General features: G+C 61.6%; 12 protein-coding genes. 7 read left to right on the top strand and 5 right to left on the bottom strand.

Going from position 1 to position 14,301, the window contains the following annotated elements:
• Nucleotides 1-40: 40 nt before the first annotated feature.
• Genes soxG through ACX3P1_RS04985 form a run of 5 tightly spaced genes read right to left on the bottom strand, consistent with a single transcriptional unit; the run spans nucleotide 41 to nucleotide 5,371 of the window.
• Nucleotides 41-637: a sarcosine oxidase subunit gamma family protein gene (gene soxG, locus ACX3P1_RS05005; protein ID WP_459078449.1), complete on the bottom strand. Its 597-nt coding sequence runs from the start codon at nucleotides 635-637 to the stop codon at nucleotides 41-43.
• Nucleotides 630-3,623, bottom strand: coding sequence for a sarcosine oxidase subunit alpha family protein (locus ACX3P1_RS05000; RefSeq protein ID WP_459078448.1), 2,994 nt, complete (start codon nucleotides 3,621-3,623; stop codon nucleotides 630-632). The genes soxG and ACX3P1_RS05000 overlap by 8 nt, the downstream gene beginning before the upstream one ends.
• On the bottom strand, nucleotides 3,620-3,916 hold the full coding sequence (locus ACX3P1_RS04995) for a sarcosine oxidase subunit delta family protein (protein WP_459078447.1): 297 nt from the start codon (nucleotides 3,914-3,916) through the stop codon (nucleotides 3,620-3,622). Before ACX3P1_RS04995 ends, ACX3P1_RS05000 begins: the two co-directional genes overlap by 4 nt.
• A gap of 11 nt (nucleotides 3,917-3,927) precedes the next feature.
• Nucleotides 3,928-5,187 carry a sarcosine oxidase subunit beta family protein gene (locus ACX3P1_RS04990; RefSeq protein WP_459078446.1) on the bottom strand — a complete coding sequence of 420 codons (1,260 nt, stop codon included), beginning with the start codon at nucleotides 5,185-5,187 and terminating at the stop codon, nucleotides 3,928-3,930.
• Between the two features lie 34 nt (nucleotides 5,188-5,221).
• The gene (locus ACX3P1_RS04985; RefSeq protein ID WP_459078445.1) at nucleotides 5,222-5,371 is read right to left on the bottom strand and encodes a hypothetical protein; all 150 of its coding nucleotides are present in this window, start codon (nucleotides 5,369-5,371) and stop codon (nucleotides 5,222-5,224) included.
• Here ACX3P1_RS04985 and ACX3P1_RS04980 point away from each other — a divergent pair.
• From ACX3P1_RS04980 to ACX3P1_RS04950, 7 genes are all read left to right on the top strand, one after another.
• Nucleotides 5,370-7,859: a mechanosensitive ion channel domain-containing protein gene (locus tag ACX3P1_RS04980; RefSeq protein WP_459078444.1), complete on the top strand. Its 2,490-nt coding sequence runs from the start codon at nucleotides 5,370-5,372 to the stop codon at nucleotides 7,857-7,859. The genes ACX3P1_RS04985 and ACX3P1_RS04980 overlap by 2 nt on opposite strands.
• Before the next feature lie 165 nt (nucleotides 7,860-8,024).
• Nucleotides 8,025-8,288 carry a hypothetical protein gene (locus ACX3P1_RS04975; protein ID WP_459078443.1) on the top strand — a complete coding sequence of 88 codons (264 nt, stop codon included), beginning with the start codon at nucleotides 8,025-8,027 and terminating at the stop codon, nucleotides 8,286-8,288.
• Between the two features lie 191 nt (nucleotides 8,289-8,479).
• The gene (locus tag ACX3P1_RS04970; protein ID WP_459078442.1) at nucleotides 8,480-9,916 is read left to right on the top strand and encodes a UbiA family prenyltransferase; all 1,437 of its coding nucleotides are present in this window, start codon (nucleotides 8,480-8,482) and stop codon (nucleotides 9,914-9,916) included.
• Entirely contained in the window at nucleotides 9,913-11,268 is a 1,356-nt protein-coding gene (locus tag ACX3P1_RS04965; RefSeq protein WP_459078441.1) for an FAD-binding oxidoreductase, read from the top strand. Before ACX3P1_RS04970 ends, ACX3P1_RS04965 begins: the two co-directional genes overlap by 4 nt.
• A gap of 108 nt (nucleotides 11,269-11,376) precedes the next feature.
• A complete protein-coding gene (locus ACX3P1_RS04960) occupies nucleotides 11,377-11,811 on the top strand; it encodes an EamA family transporter (RefSeq protein ID WP_459078440.1) in 435 nt (144 codons plus the stop codon).
• Nucleotides 11,808-12,815, top strand: a complete 1,008-nt coding sequence (locus tag ACX3P1_RS04955; protein ID WP_459078439.1) for an NAD-dependent epimerase/dehydratase family protein — start codon at nucleotides 11,808-11,810, stop codon at nucleotides 12,813-12,815. Before ACX3P1_RS04960 ends, ACX3P1_RS04955 begins: the two co-directional genes overlap by 4 nt.
• A gap of 82 nt (nucleotides 12,816-12,897) precedes the next feature.
• Nucleotides 12,898-14,298 carry an aspartate aminotransferase family protein gene (locus tag ACX3P1_RS04950; RefSeq protein ID WP_459078563.1) on the top strand — a complete coding sequence of 467 codons (1,401 nt, stop codon included), beginning with the start codon at nucleotides 12,898-12,900 and terminating at the stop codon, nucleotides 14,296-14,298.
• Nucleotides 14,299-14,301 lie beyond the last annotated feature (3 nt).

Genomic DNA, 14,301 nt, shown 5'->3' with positions numbered 1-14,301 from the left:
CGCTACTCGCTACTCGCTACTCGCTACTCGCTACTCGCTACTACTGCACCTCGTAGCCGACCTCTTCCGATGCGTGGCACAATGTCTTCCAGAACGACCGTGCAAACGACCTGAAGACATAGAGATCGAACTGGTCCGCGCCGGTGCGCTGGATCTGCGCGAAGATGTCATGGTGCATGGTCGAGCGGCCGGAACCGATCGGGAAGGCCGGCAGCGAAAAGTCGATGGCGAAGAATTTCGCCAGTACCCATGTGGCTTTCGGGCCGGCAATGCGGATTGCCGTGCGGCCATGCGAAAGGTCCGTCACCGTGCCGATGGCAGGCGTCACTTTCTTCGCAAAAGCGTCAGTCAGCCCTTCCACCTCGTCGACCACGGTGAATTTGCCCGGTGCGACGCCGAAAGCTGCCTTGGTCTCTTCCGCCACACCTCCCCCGGCCCCGTCCGGCAGGGCCAGGCCGGCAACGGTCCGGATGAGCGCGATCAGTTGCTTTTCCGAACCCGGCCATGCGGCGAGCTGAACGATGGAGCCGGGCTGCGTTTCGGAAAGCGTTACGCCGACGCCGGCTTCGAAATTACCATGTGAGCCCGGCCTGAAAATCGGCTCAAGCGGCGACTGGCGCTCAACCTGATTAGCCATGCATGCGGCTCCCTTCTGGATCGAAGAAGTGGTTGCTGACGATTTCCACCGGTCCGAATCGCTTGCGCAGCGGGTCGGAAACGAAGGCGCGCGTGCCGCGCCGTGCCGTGCCGCCCTTGACCAGCGCCAAGGCGATATATTTGCCCAGCGCCGGCGAATAGCAGCAGGCGGTGATGTGGCCGATGGAACCGTGCGGGTTCTGTTCGTCCAGTTCCTCGACGATATGCGATCCGCCATTGAGCGGGCGATTGTCCAGCGAGACGATGCCGACGAGTTGGAGCCGGTCGGAGGCGACGAGCCCTTCGCGGTCCATCATCGCCGAACCGATGAACGGCTTTTTCTTCGACAGCATCCAATCCAGATGCAGGTCGCGCGCTGTCGAGCGCCCGTCGATCTCCGCGCCGGTGACGTGGCCTTTTTCGATGCGCATCGTGCCAAGCGCCTCAAGCCCGTAGGGAACCAGTCCGAACGGCTTTCCCGCCTCGATCAGCGCTTTCCAGACATGGGTGCCATGACCCGCGCCGCAATAGACTTCGAAGGCCATTTCGCCGGAGAAGGAAAGGCGGCAGATCATCACCGGCACATCGGCGATTGTGCCATGGACGATGCCCATGAAGGGTAGGGCGGCATTGTCGACGGCGGTGCCGGTCACGCAGGAAGCAAGGATTTCCCGCGCCTTCGGACCGCCTATGGCGCTGCCGGCCCATTGGTCGGTGACGGAGGTGATGGTTACCTTCAGTTCCGGCCAGATCACGTCCAGAAAATATTCCAGATGCTGCATGACCTTGCCGGCATTGGCCGTGGTGGTGGTCATCAGGAAGTCCTGATCGCCCAGTCGCCATGTCGTACCGTCGTCGAAGGCGAGGCCGTCCTCGCGCAGCATCAGGCCATAGCGCGCCTTGCCGACGGGAAGGGTGGAGAACAGGTTGGTGTAGACGCGGTCGAGCAGTTCGGCAGCGTCCGGCCCCTGCACCGCGATCTTGCCCAGCGTCGAAACATCGACGATGCCGGCCGTTTCGCGCGTCGCCTTGGCCTCGCGGACATAGGCCTGTTCGACCGTTTCGCCGGCATGACCATAGATCATGGGGCGATACCACAGGCCGGCGGAATAGAGCGTCGCGCCATTCTCGACATGCCAGTCGTGCATCGGCGTCAGCCGATCCGGCTTCAAATCGCCGTAGCGTTCCGCGGCCAGCGAGCCTAGCGACACCGCTGAAAAGGGCGGGCGGAAGCGTGTCGTGCCGACATCCGGAATAGGCTTGCCCAGTGCTTCGGCCATGATGGCAAGACCGGGAATATTCGAGGTCTTGCCCTGGTCGGTCGCCATGCCGAGCGTGGTGTAGCGCTTCAGGTGCTCGACAGAGACGAAACCTTCGCGGTGGGCAAGGCGCACATCCTCGGCGGTCACGTCATGCTGGAAATCGACAAAGCTCTTTCCGTCTGCCCGGATCTCGAAAATCGGGGCAGGGTTCGGGTCGTAAGGGCGGGCATCGACCGGAGGCAGGTCGATAGGCCCGCTTGCGACGCCGGCGGCGGACAAGCCTGCTTCATGGCCTTCCGAGATGGCCTCGGCCGTTGAAAAGCTGCCGGTGAAGGCCCCCGCGCCGATCCAGCCCTGCGTCGGTTCGGGCGGCAGGAAGGCTTGCCGCTCTGCGCTCCATTCGGCCCTCGCGCCCGCCTGGCTCGCCAGATGGATGGTCGGCGACCAGCCGCCCGACATCAGCAGGCAGTCGGCATGGATCGAACGTGCTTCGCCCGACAGCGTTGCGGTCGCGGCATCGAAACGCTGCACCTTGATGCCGGAGAGCGCCTTGCCACCTTCGGTCGCGACGACGGCTTGGCCGGCGAGAATTTCTATTCCCGCTTCCTGCGCCAGCGTGCGCGCCGCGCTCGAGGGTTCGGACCGGACATCGACAAGGGCGACGATCTGCGCGCCGGCCTTTTTCAGCGCTGCGGCCGCGCGATAGGCGCTGTCATTGTTGGTGAAGAGGGCGATCTTTTCGCCCGGCAGCACGCCGAATTCGTTGGCGTAGCGCAAGGCGGCATCGGCCAGCATGACGCCCGGACGGTCGTTTCCCGGAAACACTAGCGGCCGCTCGAAAGAGCCCGTGGCCAGAACAACCTTTTTTGCGCGGATCGTCCAATAGCGGTGGCGAGGCTCGCCCTTGGCGGATTCCTGCTTGTGGTCGCCGACCCGCTGCAGCGCGGCCATCGTGTTGCCGTCGTAATAGCCCCACACCGTGGTGCGCGGCAGCAAGCGGACGTTTCCCAACTCTGCGAGCTGCTCGGCTGCCTGCGCCGCCCATTCGGCGGCCGGCATGGCGTCGATCGTCTCGCCGGACCAGTTTGCCGAACCGCCGAAGCGGGGGCCAAGTTCGGCGAGAATGACTTTCGCGCCGTTTTCGCCGGCAGCCTTGGCGGCCTTCAGGCCGGCCGGGCCGGAGCCGACGACCAGTACGTCACAGAAGGCGTTCATGCGCTCGAAACGCGCCTTGTCGCCTTCCGCCCCCGCCCGGCCCAGGCCAGCGGCGCGGCGGATGAATTTTTCGCAAAACATCCAGAAGCGCGTGCCTTTCAGCGGTCCGATCACCGGTCCCATGAACGTCTTGTAGTAAAAGCCCGCCGACAAAAGCTTGCCGCCTAGCTGGTTGATGGCGTTGACATCCCAGGCCAGCGAGGGGAAGCGATTCTGGCTGACGACGGTCAGCCCGTCGTAAATTTCGATCATGGTGGCGGGAATGTTCGGCTCGCGCGCCTCACCGCGTAAAATGGTCACCAGCGCATTGGGTTCGTCGACGCCGGCGGTCAGCACGCCGCGCGGCCGGTGGTATTTGAACGAGCGGCCGAACAGCGAGACGCCGTTGGCGAGCATGGCGGACGCCAGCGTGTCTCCGGCATGGCCGGTATAGGGCGTGCCGTCGAACGTAAAGCGGATGGTCTTCAGGCGGTCGATATGGCCGCCGGTTGCGGTGCGGCGGGCGCTCATGCCTTTCCTCCGCGCCGGTGTGCGGCTGTGTGCTGCATGTCCTCACGCACCGAGGTCTCGTTGGAAATCACATGGGTCAGCGTGTTGCGCACGACGCGAATGTGGGTTCGGCATCCGCCGGAATGCTGCCATATCTCGTTGTGGTCGCCGGCCGGGTTCAGCCGGTCGTAGACATATTCGTTCCACGCATCGAGGTTTTGCGAGGCAGGTTGTGGGCGTTCGCGGTTGCCATCGCCCTGATAGGTGAATTCGATAACGTCGCGCGGACCGCAATAGGGGCAGGTAATGAGCATAATTTGATCCGTCAGTGCAGCCTTGGCGTTGCGCCCTGGCCCTTCTCGTCGATGAGGATACCGCGATGGAAACGGTCGAGCGTGAAGGCCGCGTTGAGCGCATGTGGCTCGTCCCTGGCGATGGTGTGGGCAAAGCACCAGCCGGACGCCGGCGTCGCCTTGAAGCCGCCATAGCACCAGCCGCAGTTGAGATACATGCCGGGCAGGGGGCCGGTGGTGATGATCGGCGAGCCGTCCATCGACATATCGCAGACGCCACCCCATGAGCGCAACAGGCGCACGCCGGACAGGCCGGGGAAAAGCGCGAGCATTTCGCTCATCACCTCGTCCACGATGGGGAGATTTCCACGCTGAGCGTAGGAGTTGTAGCCGTCGATGTCGCCGCCATAAACCAGCCCGCCCTTGTCGGACTGGTTCATGTAGAAATGACCCATGCCGAAGGTCACCACGGTGCCCAGGAACGGTTTCAGCGATTCCGTGACGAAGGCCTGAAGCACGTGGCTTTCGATCGGCATCGTATCGATGCCGGCAAGCTGCATGACGCGCCCGGTCGAGCCGGCAACCGCAACCGCCACTTTCTTGGCCCGGATTTCGCCGCGCGTGGTGGTGACGCCGATGACGCGGTCGCCATCGCGCAGGAAGCCTGTGACTTCGCAATTTTCCAAAATATCGACGCCGCGACGGTCGGCACCGCGCGCATAGCCCCAGGCGACGGCATCGTGGCGGGCGGTTCCGGCTCGCGGCTGCATCAGCCCGCCATAGACGGGAAAGCGCGCCGCATCCGAAATATCGAGTGCCGGAATAAGCCGCTTGATTTCCGCGGGCGTCATCAGTTCCGCATCGACGCCCTGATGGCGCATCGAATTACCGCGCCTTGCATAGTCGTCCAACTGCGCCGGCGTGTGGGCGATGTTGAGGCAGCCGCGCTGCGAGAACATGACATTGTAGTTGAGGTCGTGGGAGAGGCCCTCCCATAGCTTCATGGAGTGTTCGTAGAACCGCGTATTGGGTGGCAGAAGATAGTTGGAGCGGATCGTCACCGTGTTGCGGCCGACATTACCGGAACCCAGCCAGCCCTTTTCCAGCACCGCAACATTGGTGATGCCGTGTTCCTTGGCCAGATAGTAGGCCGTCGAAAGGCCATGCCCGCCGCCTCCGACGACGATGACGTCATAGGATGGCTTCGGGGTCGGCTTACGCCAGGCCGGCTTCCAGTCCTTGTTGCCGTTCAGCGCGTTTTTAAGGAGCGAAAAGGCCGAATATTCCGCCATGCTTATTGTCTTCCAGTTAGGGCGAGAGCGCAGACTATAGAGCAGGCGATAGCGCGAAGGCGACTAAAGCGCCATGGCTTTTCGATGGACCGACTTCATGATCGGCTGCTTGCTCCATGCCGTCGCCGTCTCTATCACTGACGGCTCGGGCCATCATGGCATCCACGAGCAGCGCGTCAATCATGCCCCAGCGTCTCTATCGATTTGTTCTGGTTTTCGCGCTCACGGTTTTGGCGCTGCTGCCGCTCGCTGCCTCGGCCCAGCAACTGGCTCCGGCATCCGCCGGGCTGATCGCCGATCAGCAGACGGTCTTGCAGCAGATCACGGCCAAGACCGACGACCTGGAAAAGAAAACGCAGCAAAACAGCCAGGACGATGCTGTGCTGGTGGACATTCGGCTGCAATTGGAGGGACTGTCGCAGCGTGCGCTGGAAAGCGCCTTGGCTTTTCGCTCGCGCACCGCCGAAATCAACAAGCGGCTCAATGCGCTCGGCCCTGCGCCAGCTGCGGATCAACCCGCAGAAGCCGACACCGTCGCCAGTGAGCGTAATGCGCTGACGGCTGAAAAGGCCGAAATCAATGCCGTGATCAAGACGGCGCAGGCCCTGTCGATCCGGATCAACGGATTGCTGGAACAGATTTCCACGACCCGCAGCAATCTGTTCCGAAGCCTGCTGACCAAGCGCTACACGCTTGCCGATACGTTCAGCGGCAAGGTTTTTGACGATGCCAAGACCGATGCTTCCCGCTTTTACGGGGCGATTTCGTCGTGGCTGGTCTTTGCCTTCAAGTTCAAGTTGCAGGCCGTGCTTGCCGCGACCCTGATGGCGCTTGGCCTGGCGACGGTGATGCTGGTTGGCGGGCGTCGCGTGTTCGGCCGCTTGCTGTCGGCTCCCTCGGCCGAACAGGATCCGTCCTATCTCAGCAAGCTTTCCATGGCGTTCTGGTCGACGTTATTGCCAACGGCCGCGCTTGTGGTTTTTCTAGCGTCCGCCATCTTCTTCTTTAATTTCTACAATGTCTTGCGGGGCGACATTGGAGTCTTTTTGAACGCGCTCGCGGCGGTTGTCGCTATCGTGTTCTGCGTCAACAGGCTCGCCAATGCAGCGCTTTCGCCAAATCTTCCGAACTGGCGGTTGATACCGGTGGAATCCACGCCCGCTCGCTGGCTGGTGCGGCTGGCCACGGCGATGGCGCTGGTCATCGGCATCAACGGCTTCCTTTCTATCGTCAACGAGCAGATCAGATCGCCACTGTCGCTGACGATCGCCCGCAGCTTCCTTGCGACCGTCGTTTTTGGCGTGATCCTGATCCTGATGGCGTTGGTGCGCCCGTTTCGGTCCCACGAGGGGGTGTGGAAACCGTGGCCGGCATGGTTGCGCTACAGCGCTCTCGCCATCGGCCTGTTTACGATCGGCGCGGCGTTGCTCGGCTATATCGGGCTTGCGATTTTCGTTTCGTTGCAGGTGGTCGTGACGGGAACGATCCTGCTGACCGCCTATATCGGCTTTCTTTCGGCCCGCGCGCTCGGCGCGGAGGGCGGTTTCGGTCAATCTTCCATCGGCCGCTGGCTGACCGAGAAGGGAAAGGTCGAGGAAACCACGCTCGATCAACTGGGGCTTGCCGTCAGCATCGCGCTGAACCTGATGATCGTCGTCGTGTTCCTACCGCTGATCCTCTTGATGTGGGGATTTCGACCGGGCGATATTCAGGCGTGGAGCTACAAGCTGGCCACTGGCCTGACCATCGGCTCGGCCACCATCTCCGTCACGGGTATTCTCAGCGGCATCGTCGTTTTCGTCATCGGTTATTTCCTGACGCGCTGGTTCCAGGGGTGGCTGGACGGATCGGTGATGGCGCGGGGCAAGGTCGATACCGGCGTGCGCAATTCAATCCGGCTGGCCGTCGGCTATGCGGGCGTGGCGATTGCCGCACTTGTCGGGATTTCAGCGGCGGGCATCGACCTGTCCAACCTCGCTTTGGTGGCGGGCGCGCTTTCGCTTGGTATCGGCTTTGGCCTGCAGAACGTCGTCTCCAACTTTGTCTCCGGCCTTATCCTCCTGGCCGAACGACCTTTCAAGGTAGGTGACTGGATCGTCGCCGGCGACGTGTCGGGCACGGTCAAGAAGATCAGCGTTCGCGCGACCGAGATCGAGACATTCCAGCGCCAGTCGGTGATCCTTCCCAACTCCAACCTTATCAACAACGCGGTCGGCAACTGGACCCATCGCAACAAACTGGGCCGGACCGAGATCAAGGTCGGGGTTGCCTATGGCTCGGATGTCAGGCGCGTGCATGAGCTGCTGCTTGAAATCGCGCGTGGGCATCCGCTGGTGCTGAAGAACCCCGAGCCGTTCGTCTCGTTTTCCAATTTTGGGACGGCGGCGCTGGAGTTTGAAATTCGTGTGTTTCTCGCCGACATCACGAACGGCAGCGGGGTCCAGAACGATATCCGTTTTGCCATTGTGGAGATTTTTGCGCAGGAAGGCATAGAGATTCCATCGACGCCAAGAGCCGTCGTCGAGGGCAGGCATCTCGATCCATGGCCCGGCGACGACGACAAGTCGGAAATGGAGGCCGCCGAGTCGGAGAAGGCGAAAGCCGAGGCAGAAGCTGCCGAGAGGCTGAAACCCGGCCGCAAGCGCAAGAGCCGCAAGCCGGACCCCGCCTGATCGGTGGTTTTACGTCCTTCCGGCTTTAATTGTGGCCCGTTTTTCAATTGTGGCATGAATGCGGCATTCAGTTGCCGTTCAGCTTCCATCCTCTATAAGCTGCGATATGAAAGGCGAAAATGCCTTGTGAATTGCAACAGAGGCGGTGGAAGCACCGGGAACGCCATGCGGAAATTTTTCCACGTAGCCAGCGCTCTTCTTTCTTCAGTTGCCTGTGCCAATGCGGCCAGTGCCGTCAACAACGATACCGAAACACATACGCTCGTGGTGACCGAGGGCGGCAGCCGGTCGGAACTGGCCCTGGCCGGCGGCGAAACCGTCGATTTTTGCCCCAAGGGCTGCTTCGTTACCTTGCCCAATGGCGACCTGACCCCGCTGACGGGTTCGGAAACCGTTGAGATTTCTGGCGGTGTTGCCCACATAAAGTAACGCTTGAGCGCATTTTCGGGATATTTTCCCGGCTTTTTACCGTTCGTCATAAGCCTTGCTTAACGATGGCGCGGAAAATACCGTCCGCTGCCCTGCTTATACCCTGCATTTAACCTTCGGTTGCCTGTTCGCAGCTAGGTTTCTTGCCACCGCACCGCAAGTTGGTGCCGGTTAAGGCAGGGCAGGGGCGAATGGACGCGCGGCCAGACAGGAATGCAGCACCGCTTGTAGTCGATCTCGATGGCACGTTGATTGCCACGGATCTGCTGTGGGAAGGGCTGTTTGCCCTGCTCAAGAAAAACCCGCTCTATATTTTTCTAGTTCCGTTCTGGCTTGCCCGTGGCCCAGCCCATCTGAAGCTGGCCATTGCCAGCCGGATCGAGATCGATGCGGCGAACTTGCCTTATCGCGCCGACCTGCTGGCGCGGCTGCAAGCGGATCATGCCGCCGGGCGCAGGATCGTCCTGGCCACCGGCACGCCGCGAAAATTCGCCGACGCGATTGCCCTTCATCTGGGGATTTTCGATGCGGTTCTGGCAACCGACGGCCCCGACAACCTGACCTCGACCAGAAAACGCGCGGCATTGGTGGCAGCCTATGGCGACGGCGGCTTCGACTATGCCGGCAACAGCCGCCACGACGTTGCCGTGTTCGACGCGGCCCGCGCAGCACTCGTCGTTGCGCCGGATCGCCAGGCGGCGCGCTGGCAGGCCGAGCACGGAAGCGAGATCATGCCGGCGCCGAAGGTGACGTTGAAAACCGTCTGCAAGATGCTGCGCGTGCATCAATGGACGAAGAACGTGCTGATTGCCGTGCCGATGGTGCTGAGCCATGAATATCTGAACCCGGCGTTGATCGTGCAATGCGTGCTGGCATTCGTTTCGTTCAGTGCAGTCGCGTCCGCCATCTATATCGTCAACGATTTTTTCGACCTGGCGCTCGATCGGCAGCATCCGACCAAGCGCAATCGCCCCTTTGCCAGCGGCGTGCTGTCGATCCCGTTCGGCCTTGCCGCGGCTGGCGTGTTGCTGGTCGTCGGCATCGGTGCCGGATTGCTCGTGTCGTGGCCGTTCATGGGCGTTCTTGTCGGCTATATCGTCATCACCACTGCTTATTCGCTGGCGCTCAAGCGCATGCTTCTGATCGACGTGCTGACGCTTGCCGGCCTCTACACAGTGCGGGTGATTGCGGGCGCGGCGGCCACGGGGGTTGGCGTGTCGTTCTGGCTGCTGGCGTTCTCGATGTTCTTCTTCCTGTCGCTGGCGCTGGTGAAACGGTATGTGGAACTGGGCTCGCCGAGCCTGACACCGGGCGAACGCATCGCCGGGCGCGGTTACCGCTGCGAGGACCGCGACGTCGTCGCACAGGCGGGCATGGCGTCGGCGTTTTCCTCGGCACTGGTGCTGGCGCTTTACATGAACAGCGAGGCGGTGCGCGAACTCTATCCGCATCCGTGGATGGTGTGGCCGCTGGCGCCCATCGTGCTCTACATGACGATACGCGTGTGGATTCTTGCCCGCCGTGGAGAGATGCACGACGATCCAGTTGTGTTCATCATCAGCGACTGGCGCAGCCAGATCGTTGTCTTGATAGGGGCCGTGCTGCTGGTCGCCGGAGGCTGGGGATGAAGCCCAGTGCCTATGGGAGCTTCGGGCTTGCAACGCCGCCCGCGTCGAAATCCATCGGCGTTACCGAGGCCATCGCGCTGCTGAAAAGCGAAAAGGCGGCAAACGCCTCGCTGCTGGCCTATGGCAACGGCCGCTCCTACGGCGATTCCTGCCAGAACTATGGTGGTGCGGTGGTGGACATGCGGCCGTTCAACCGTATTCGTTCCTTCGATGTGGAAAGCGGCGTGATCGAGGCGGATGCCGGCGCTCTGCTGGCGGACATCATCGCCTACGCCGCGCCGCACGGGTTCTTCCCGGCGGTCGTGCCGGGCACGCAGTTCGTGACGCTTGGCGGTGCCATCGCCAACGATATTCATGGCAAGAACCACCATCGGCGCGGCACGTTCGGCTGTCATGTCGAGGCGCTGACGCTGCTTCGGTCGGACGGCCACGAATACCGTTGCTCGGCCACCAGCAATCCAAACCTGTTTGCGGCGACCATCGGCGGCATGGGGCTTACGGGCCTCGTCCTGTCCGCATCGATCCGGCTGATGCAGGTGGCATCACTGGATGTCGTCGAGAAGGTGACGCCATTCGGCAGTCTGGCTGGGTTCTTCGAGCTTGCCGGCATGGCCGATCAGTCGAATGAATACGCGGTTGCCTGGATCGACCAACTGGCACGCGGCAGCCATCGCGGGCGCGGACTGATGTTCACCGGCAACCATTCCGAGCACGGTTCGCATACTGCAACACGCCCCGGAGGCCGTTTGTCGGTGCCGTTCCAGCCGCCCTTCACCGTGCTCAATCGCCCATTTCTTGGCGCCTTCAACGCGGCCTATCGCTGGAAGAAGGGCCGCTCGCCCGCCCCACGCCAAGCGGGCTATCAGGGCTTCTTCTTTCCGCTTGATGGCGTGCGTGACTGGAACCGCCTCTATGGACCGAACGGGCTTTACCAGCATCAAAGCGTCGTGCCGGAGGACGTGGCGCGCGATGCCGTTCCGACGCTGCTCGCGGCGGCGGAACGGGCAGGGCAGTGTTCGTTCCTCACCGTTTTGAAGCGTTTCGGGGCTATCCGCTCGCCCGGACTGCTGTCCTTTCCGCGCGCCGGCTATACGCTGACACTGGATTTCCCCAACCGGGGCGGCGCAACGCTCAAGCTGCTCGACGAACTCGACCGGATTACCGTCGAGGCGGGCGGCGCGGTCAACCCTTACAAGGATGCGCGCATGAGCGCCGAAACTCTTGCCGCTTCGTTTCCGGAGTGGGAGCGGCTGGAGGCGCTGCGCGACCCCGCATTCCTCTCGGCCTTCTGGGCGCGGACGGCAGGGCAATTGGCGTCGCGGCGGAACGAGATGGCGGTGGCTGCGGAATGACTGTCAATCTGAAGCCTATTCTACCGGAGTAGCTCAAAGTCTTTCTACCGGATTCACGGAATGTTTCTCGACCCATGATAGCGATGCTCAACAGGTGGGCAGACAACAATGAAATATATCGTCTTTATCCTCTTCACGGTCATGACCAATGCTGCAGCGCAATTGATGCTCAAGCAGGGCATGATGACGCTCGGGCCGATTTCGTTCGAGGGAACCAACCCGTTCGTCAAAGTGCTGCAGATCGTGTTCAGCCCGTGGGTGTTCCTGGGCCTGTGCACCTTCGTCATTTCGATGGCGTCGCATCTTTACGTGCTATCGAAAGTCGAGCTTTCGTTCGCCTATCCGTTTCTCAGCCTCGCCTATGTCGCGGTCGCGGTGTTCGCCTATTTCATCTTCCGCGAAGATCTGAACGGCTGGCGTATCGCCGGCATCGCCTTCATTTGCGTGGGAACCGTGCTGATCGCCCAGAGCGGCCGAGAGCATGGGGCGCAGGCGGCATCGCTTTCCCCTGACACCAACATTACCCGCGAGATCGTTCGATGAGACATGTTATCTTTGGCGGTGACGGCTTTGTCGGTCATCACCTTGCTCCCAAGCTGGTAGCCGATGGTGAGGAGGTGATCGTCGCCGACATCGTCAAGAGCAAGTTTCCGCATTACCGCTCCGTGCGCCATGTCCATTGCGACGTCACCGATCCGGCTTCGGTTGCCGCGGTGGGGCTCAAGGCCGACGACATGGTCTATAATCTGTCGGCCAAGATGCTGTCGCCGATCCAGGTCCGGGCCAAGCGCCACGAATTCTTCTTTCCGGTGAATTTTCATGGCACCGAGCACATCATCCAGGCCATGGACAAGGTGGGTGCGCAAAAGCTCGTCCATTTTACCACGGACATGATCTACGGCCACACCTTCACCTATCCGATGACGGAAGAACATCCGGTTGCGCCGCTTGGCGAATATGGCTGGTCGAAGCAGAAGACTGAGGAACTGGCGGCCGAATGGCGCAAGCGCGGCATGGCGATTTCGCTGTTTCGCCCACGCCTTATCATCGGTCCCGGCCGGCTCGGCATCCTCGAAAAGCTGTTCAAGCTGATCGACTGGAATTTGCCGGTGCCGATGATCGGGTCGGGCAAAAACCCGTACCAGTTCATTTCCGTGTTCGATTGCGCCGAAGCCTGTCGCGCGGCATGGAAGGCCGGGGTGCCGAACGAGGCGTATAATCTCGGTTCGCTCAATCCGCCGCCGGTCCGGAAATTGCTCGGTGACCTTATTCGCCACGCCGGGTCGAAATCGCTCCTCATCCCGACGCCCGGCTGGGCGGTCAAGCGCACCCTCGACCTGCTCGATGCCATGAACATGCCGATCATGGACCCGGAGCAATATCTGATCGCCGACGAGAAATGCGTGCTCGACGTCTCCAAGGCCGAGCGGCAGCTCGGCTGGGTGCCGCAGCATCGCGACGAGGACATGCTGATCGCGGCCTATAGCGAATACCGTGAAAAGAAGAGTGGACACGCGGTTGCGACCGCTCACGTGCCTGCGGAATAGGGAAGAAAAAATGACCGTCATGACCAGGCCTGAACAGAAAACCGCCCGCGCCGTTGCCAATGCGCCCGCCCTTTCGCCGGCGATGACGCCCAAACCCGACCTGATCGGCGTCGAGCAGGCCAAGGCGATGGACGTTGCGCGGATGACCGACCTGTTCAAGGCGCATATCAATCCCGGTCAGTTGCACTTCATGAAATTGCTGGGCTTCCACAAGATCAAGATCGAACGTGCCGAAGGCATGTTCTATGTCGACCAGAACGGGCGCAAGATTCTCGACTTTTTTGGCGGCTTCGGCTCGCTGGCGTTCGGCCACAACCATCCGCGTATTCTGGAGGCGCGCCGGAAATTTCAAGACGAGAAGCGGCAGGAAATCGCCATCGCCTTCATGTCGCAATATGCGGCGGCGCTCGCTCATAATCTTGCGGCCTGTTCGCCCGGCGATCTCGACATGGTGTTCTTGGGCTCGTCCGGTTCTGAAGCCATGGAAGCGGCGGTAAAACTTGCCGAGCGTGCAGCGGGGGCTAAGCGGCCCAAGATCGTCTATGCCGAGAATTCTTTTCATGGCAAGACCAAGGGCGTTCTGGCGATCACCGACGGGTCGCTTTATCGCGGCGAGTTCGCGCTCACCGACAATGTGGTCAAGGTGCCGTTTGCCGACATCGAGGCAGTCGAGCGCGCTTTCCGCTCCGATCCGGAGATCGGCTCGATCGTGCTTGAAACCATTCAGGGCGGCGGCGGCGTCATCCAGGCACCGGCCGAATACTGGCAGAAGCTTCGCGCTCTCTGCGACGAGCATGGCGTGCTGTGGGTGGCCGACGAAGTGCAGTGCGGCTATGGGCGCTCAGGCCGTTTCTACGCGTTCGAGCATTTCGGCGTCGTGCCCGACATCACAGCGCTCGCCAAATCGCTTGGCGGCGGCAAGGCGGCTGTCGGCGCCATGATCGCGCGGCGCGAGGTCTATATGAAGGCCTATGGCACGCCGAAGACGGCGATGATCCATGCGCAGGCGACCTTCGGCGGCATGGGCGAGGCCTGCGTCACCGCCATAGAAGGCTTGAACGTCCTGTACGACGAAGGCCTGATCGACAACGCCGCCTCGACCGGCGACTATTTGCTGACGCGGCTGCAGGCGTTGCAGGAAAAATATCCGAAGATCATCAAGGACGTTCGCGGCCAGGGTTTTATGATCGGGCTGGAATTCCACGATTTCTCGCAGACCCTACCGATGGTGCTGCGGCCCATCGTCAGCGTACTCGACGACAAGCTCAAGGGATCGCTGTCCGGTTTCGTCGGCGCGCTGCTGTTGCGCGACTACGACGTGCTGGTCGCCTTCACCGAATATAATCGCAATGTTATCCGGCTAGAGCCGCCGCTGATCTGCCGGCGCGAGCATGTCGATCAATTCATCGAGGCTTTGGACAGTCTGCTGTCGCGCGGCATCGTTGCGATCGTCAAGGATTTCGTGAAAAGCCAGATGCGATAAGCT

Source organism: Mesorhizobium sp. A623 (assembly GCF_054489405.1).
Note: the sequence above shows the minus strand (reverse complement) of the source record. Positions and strands in the feature narration are given on the sequence as shown.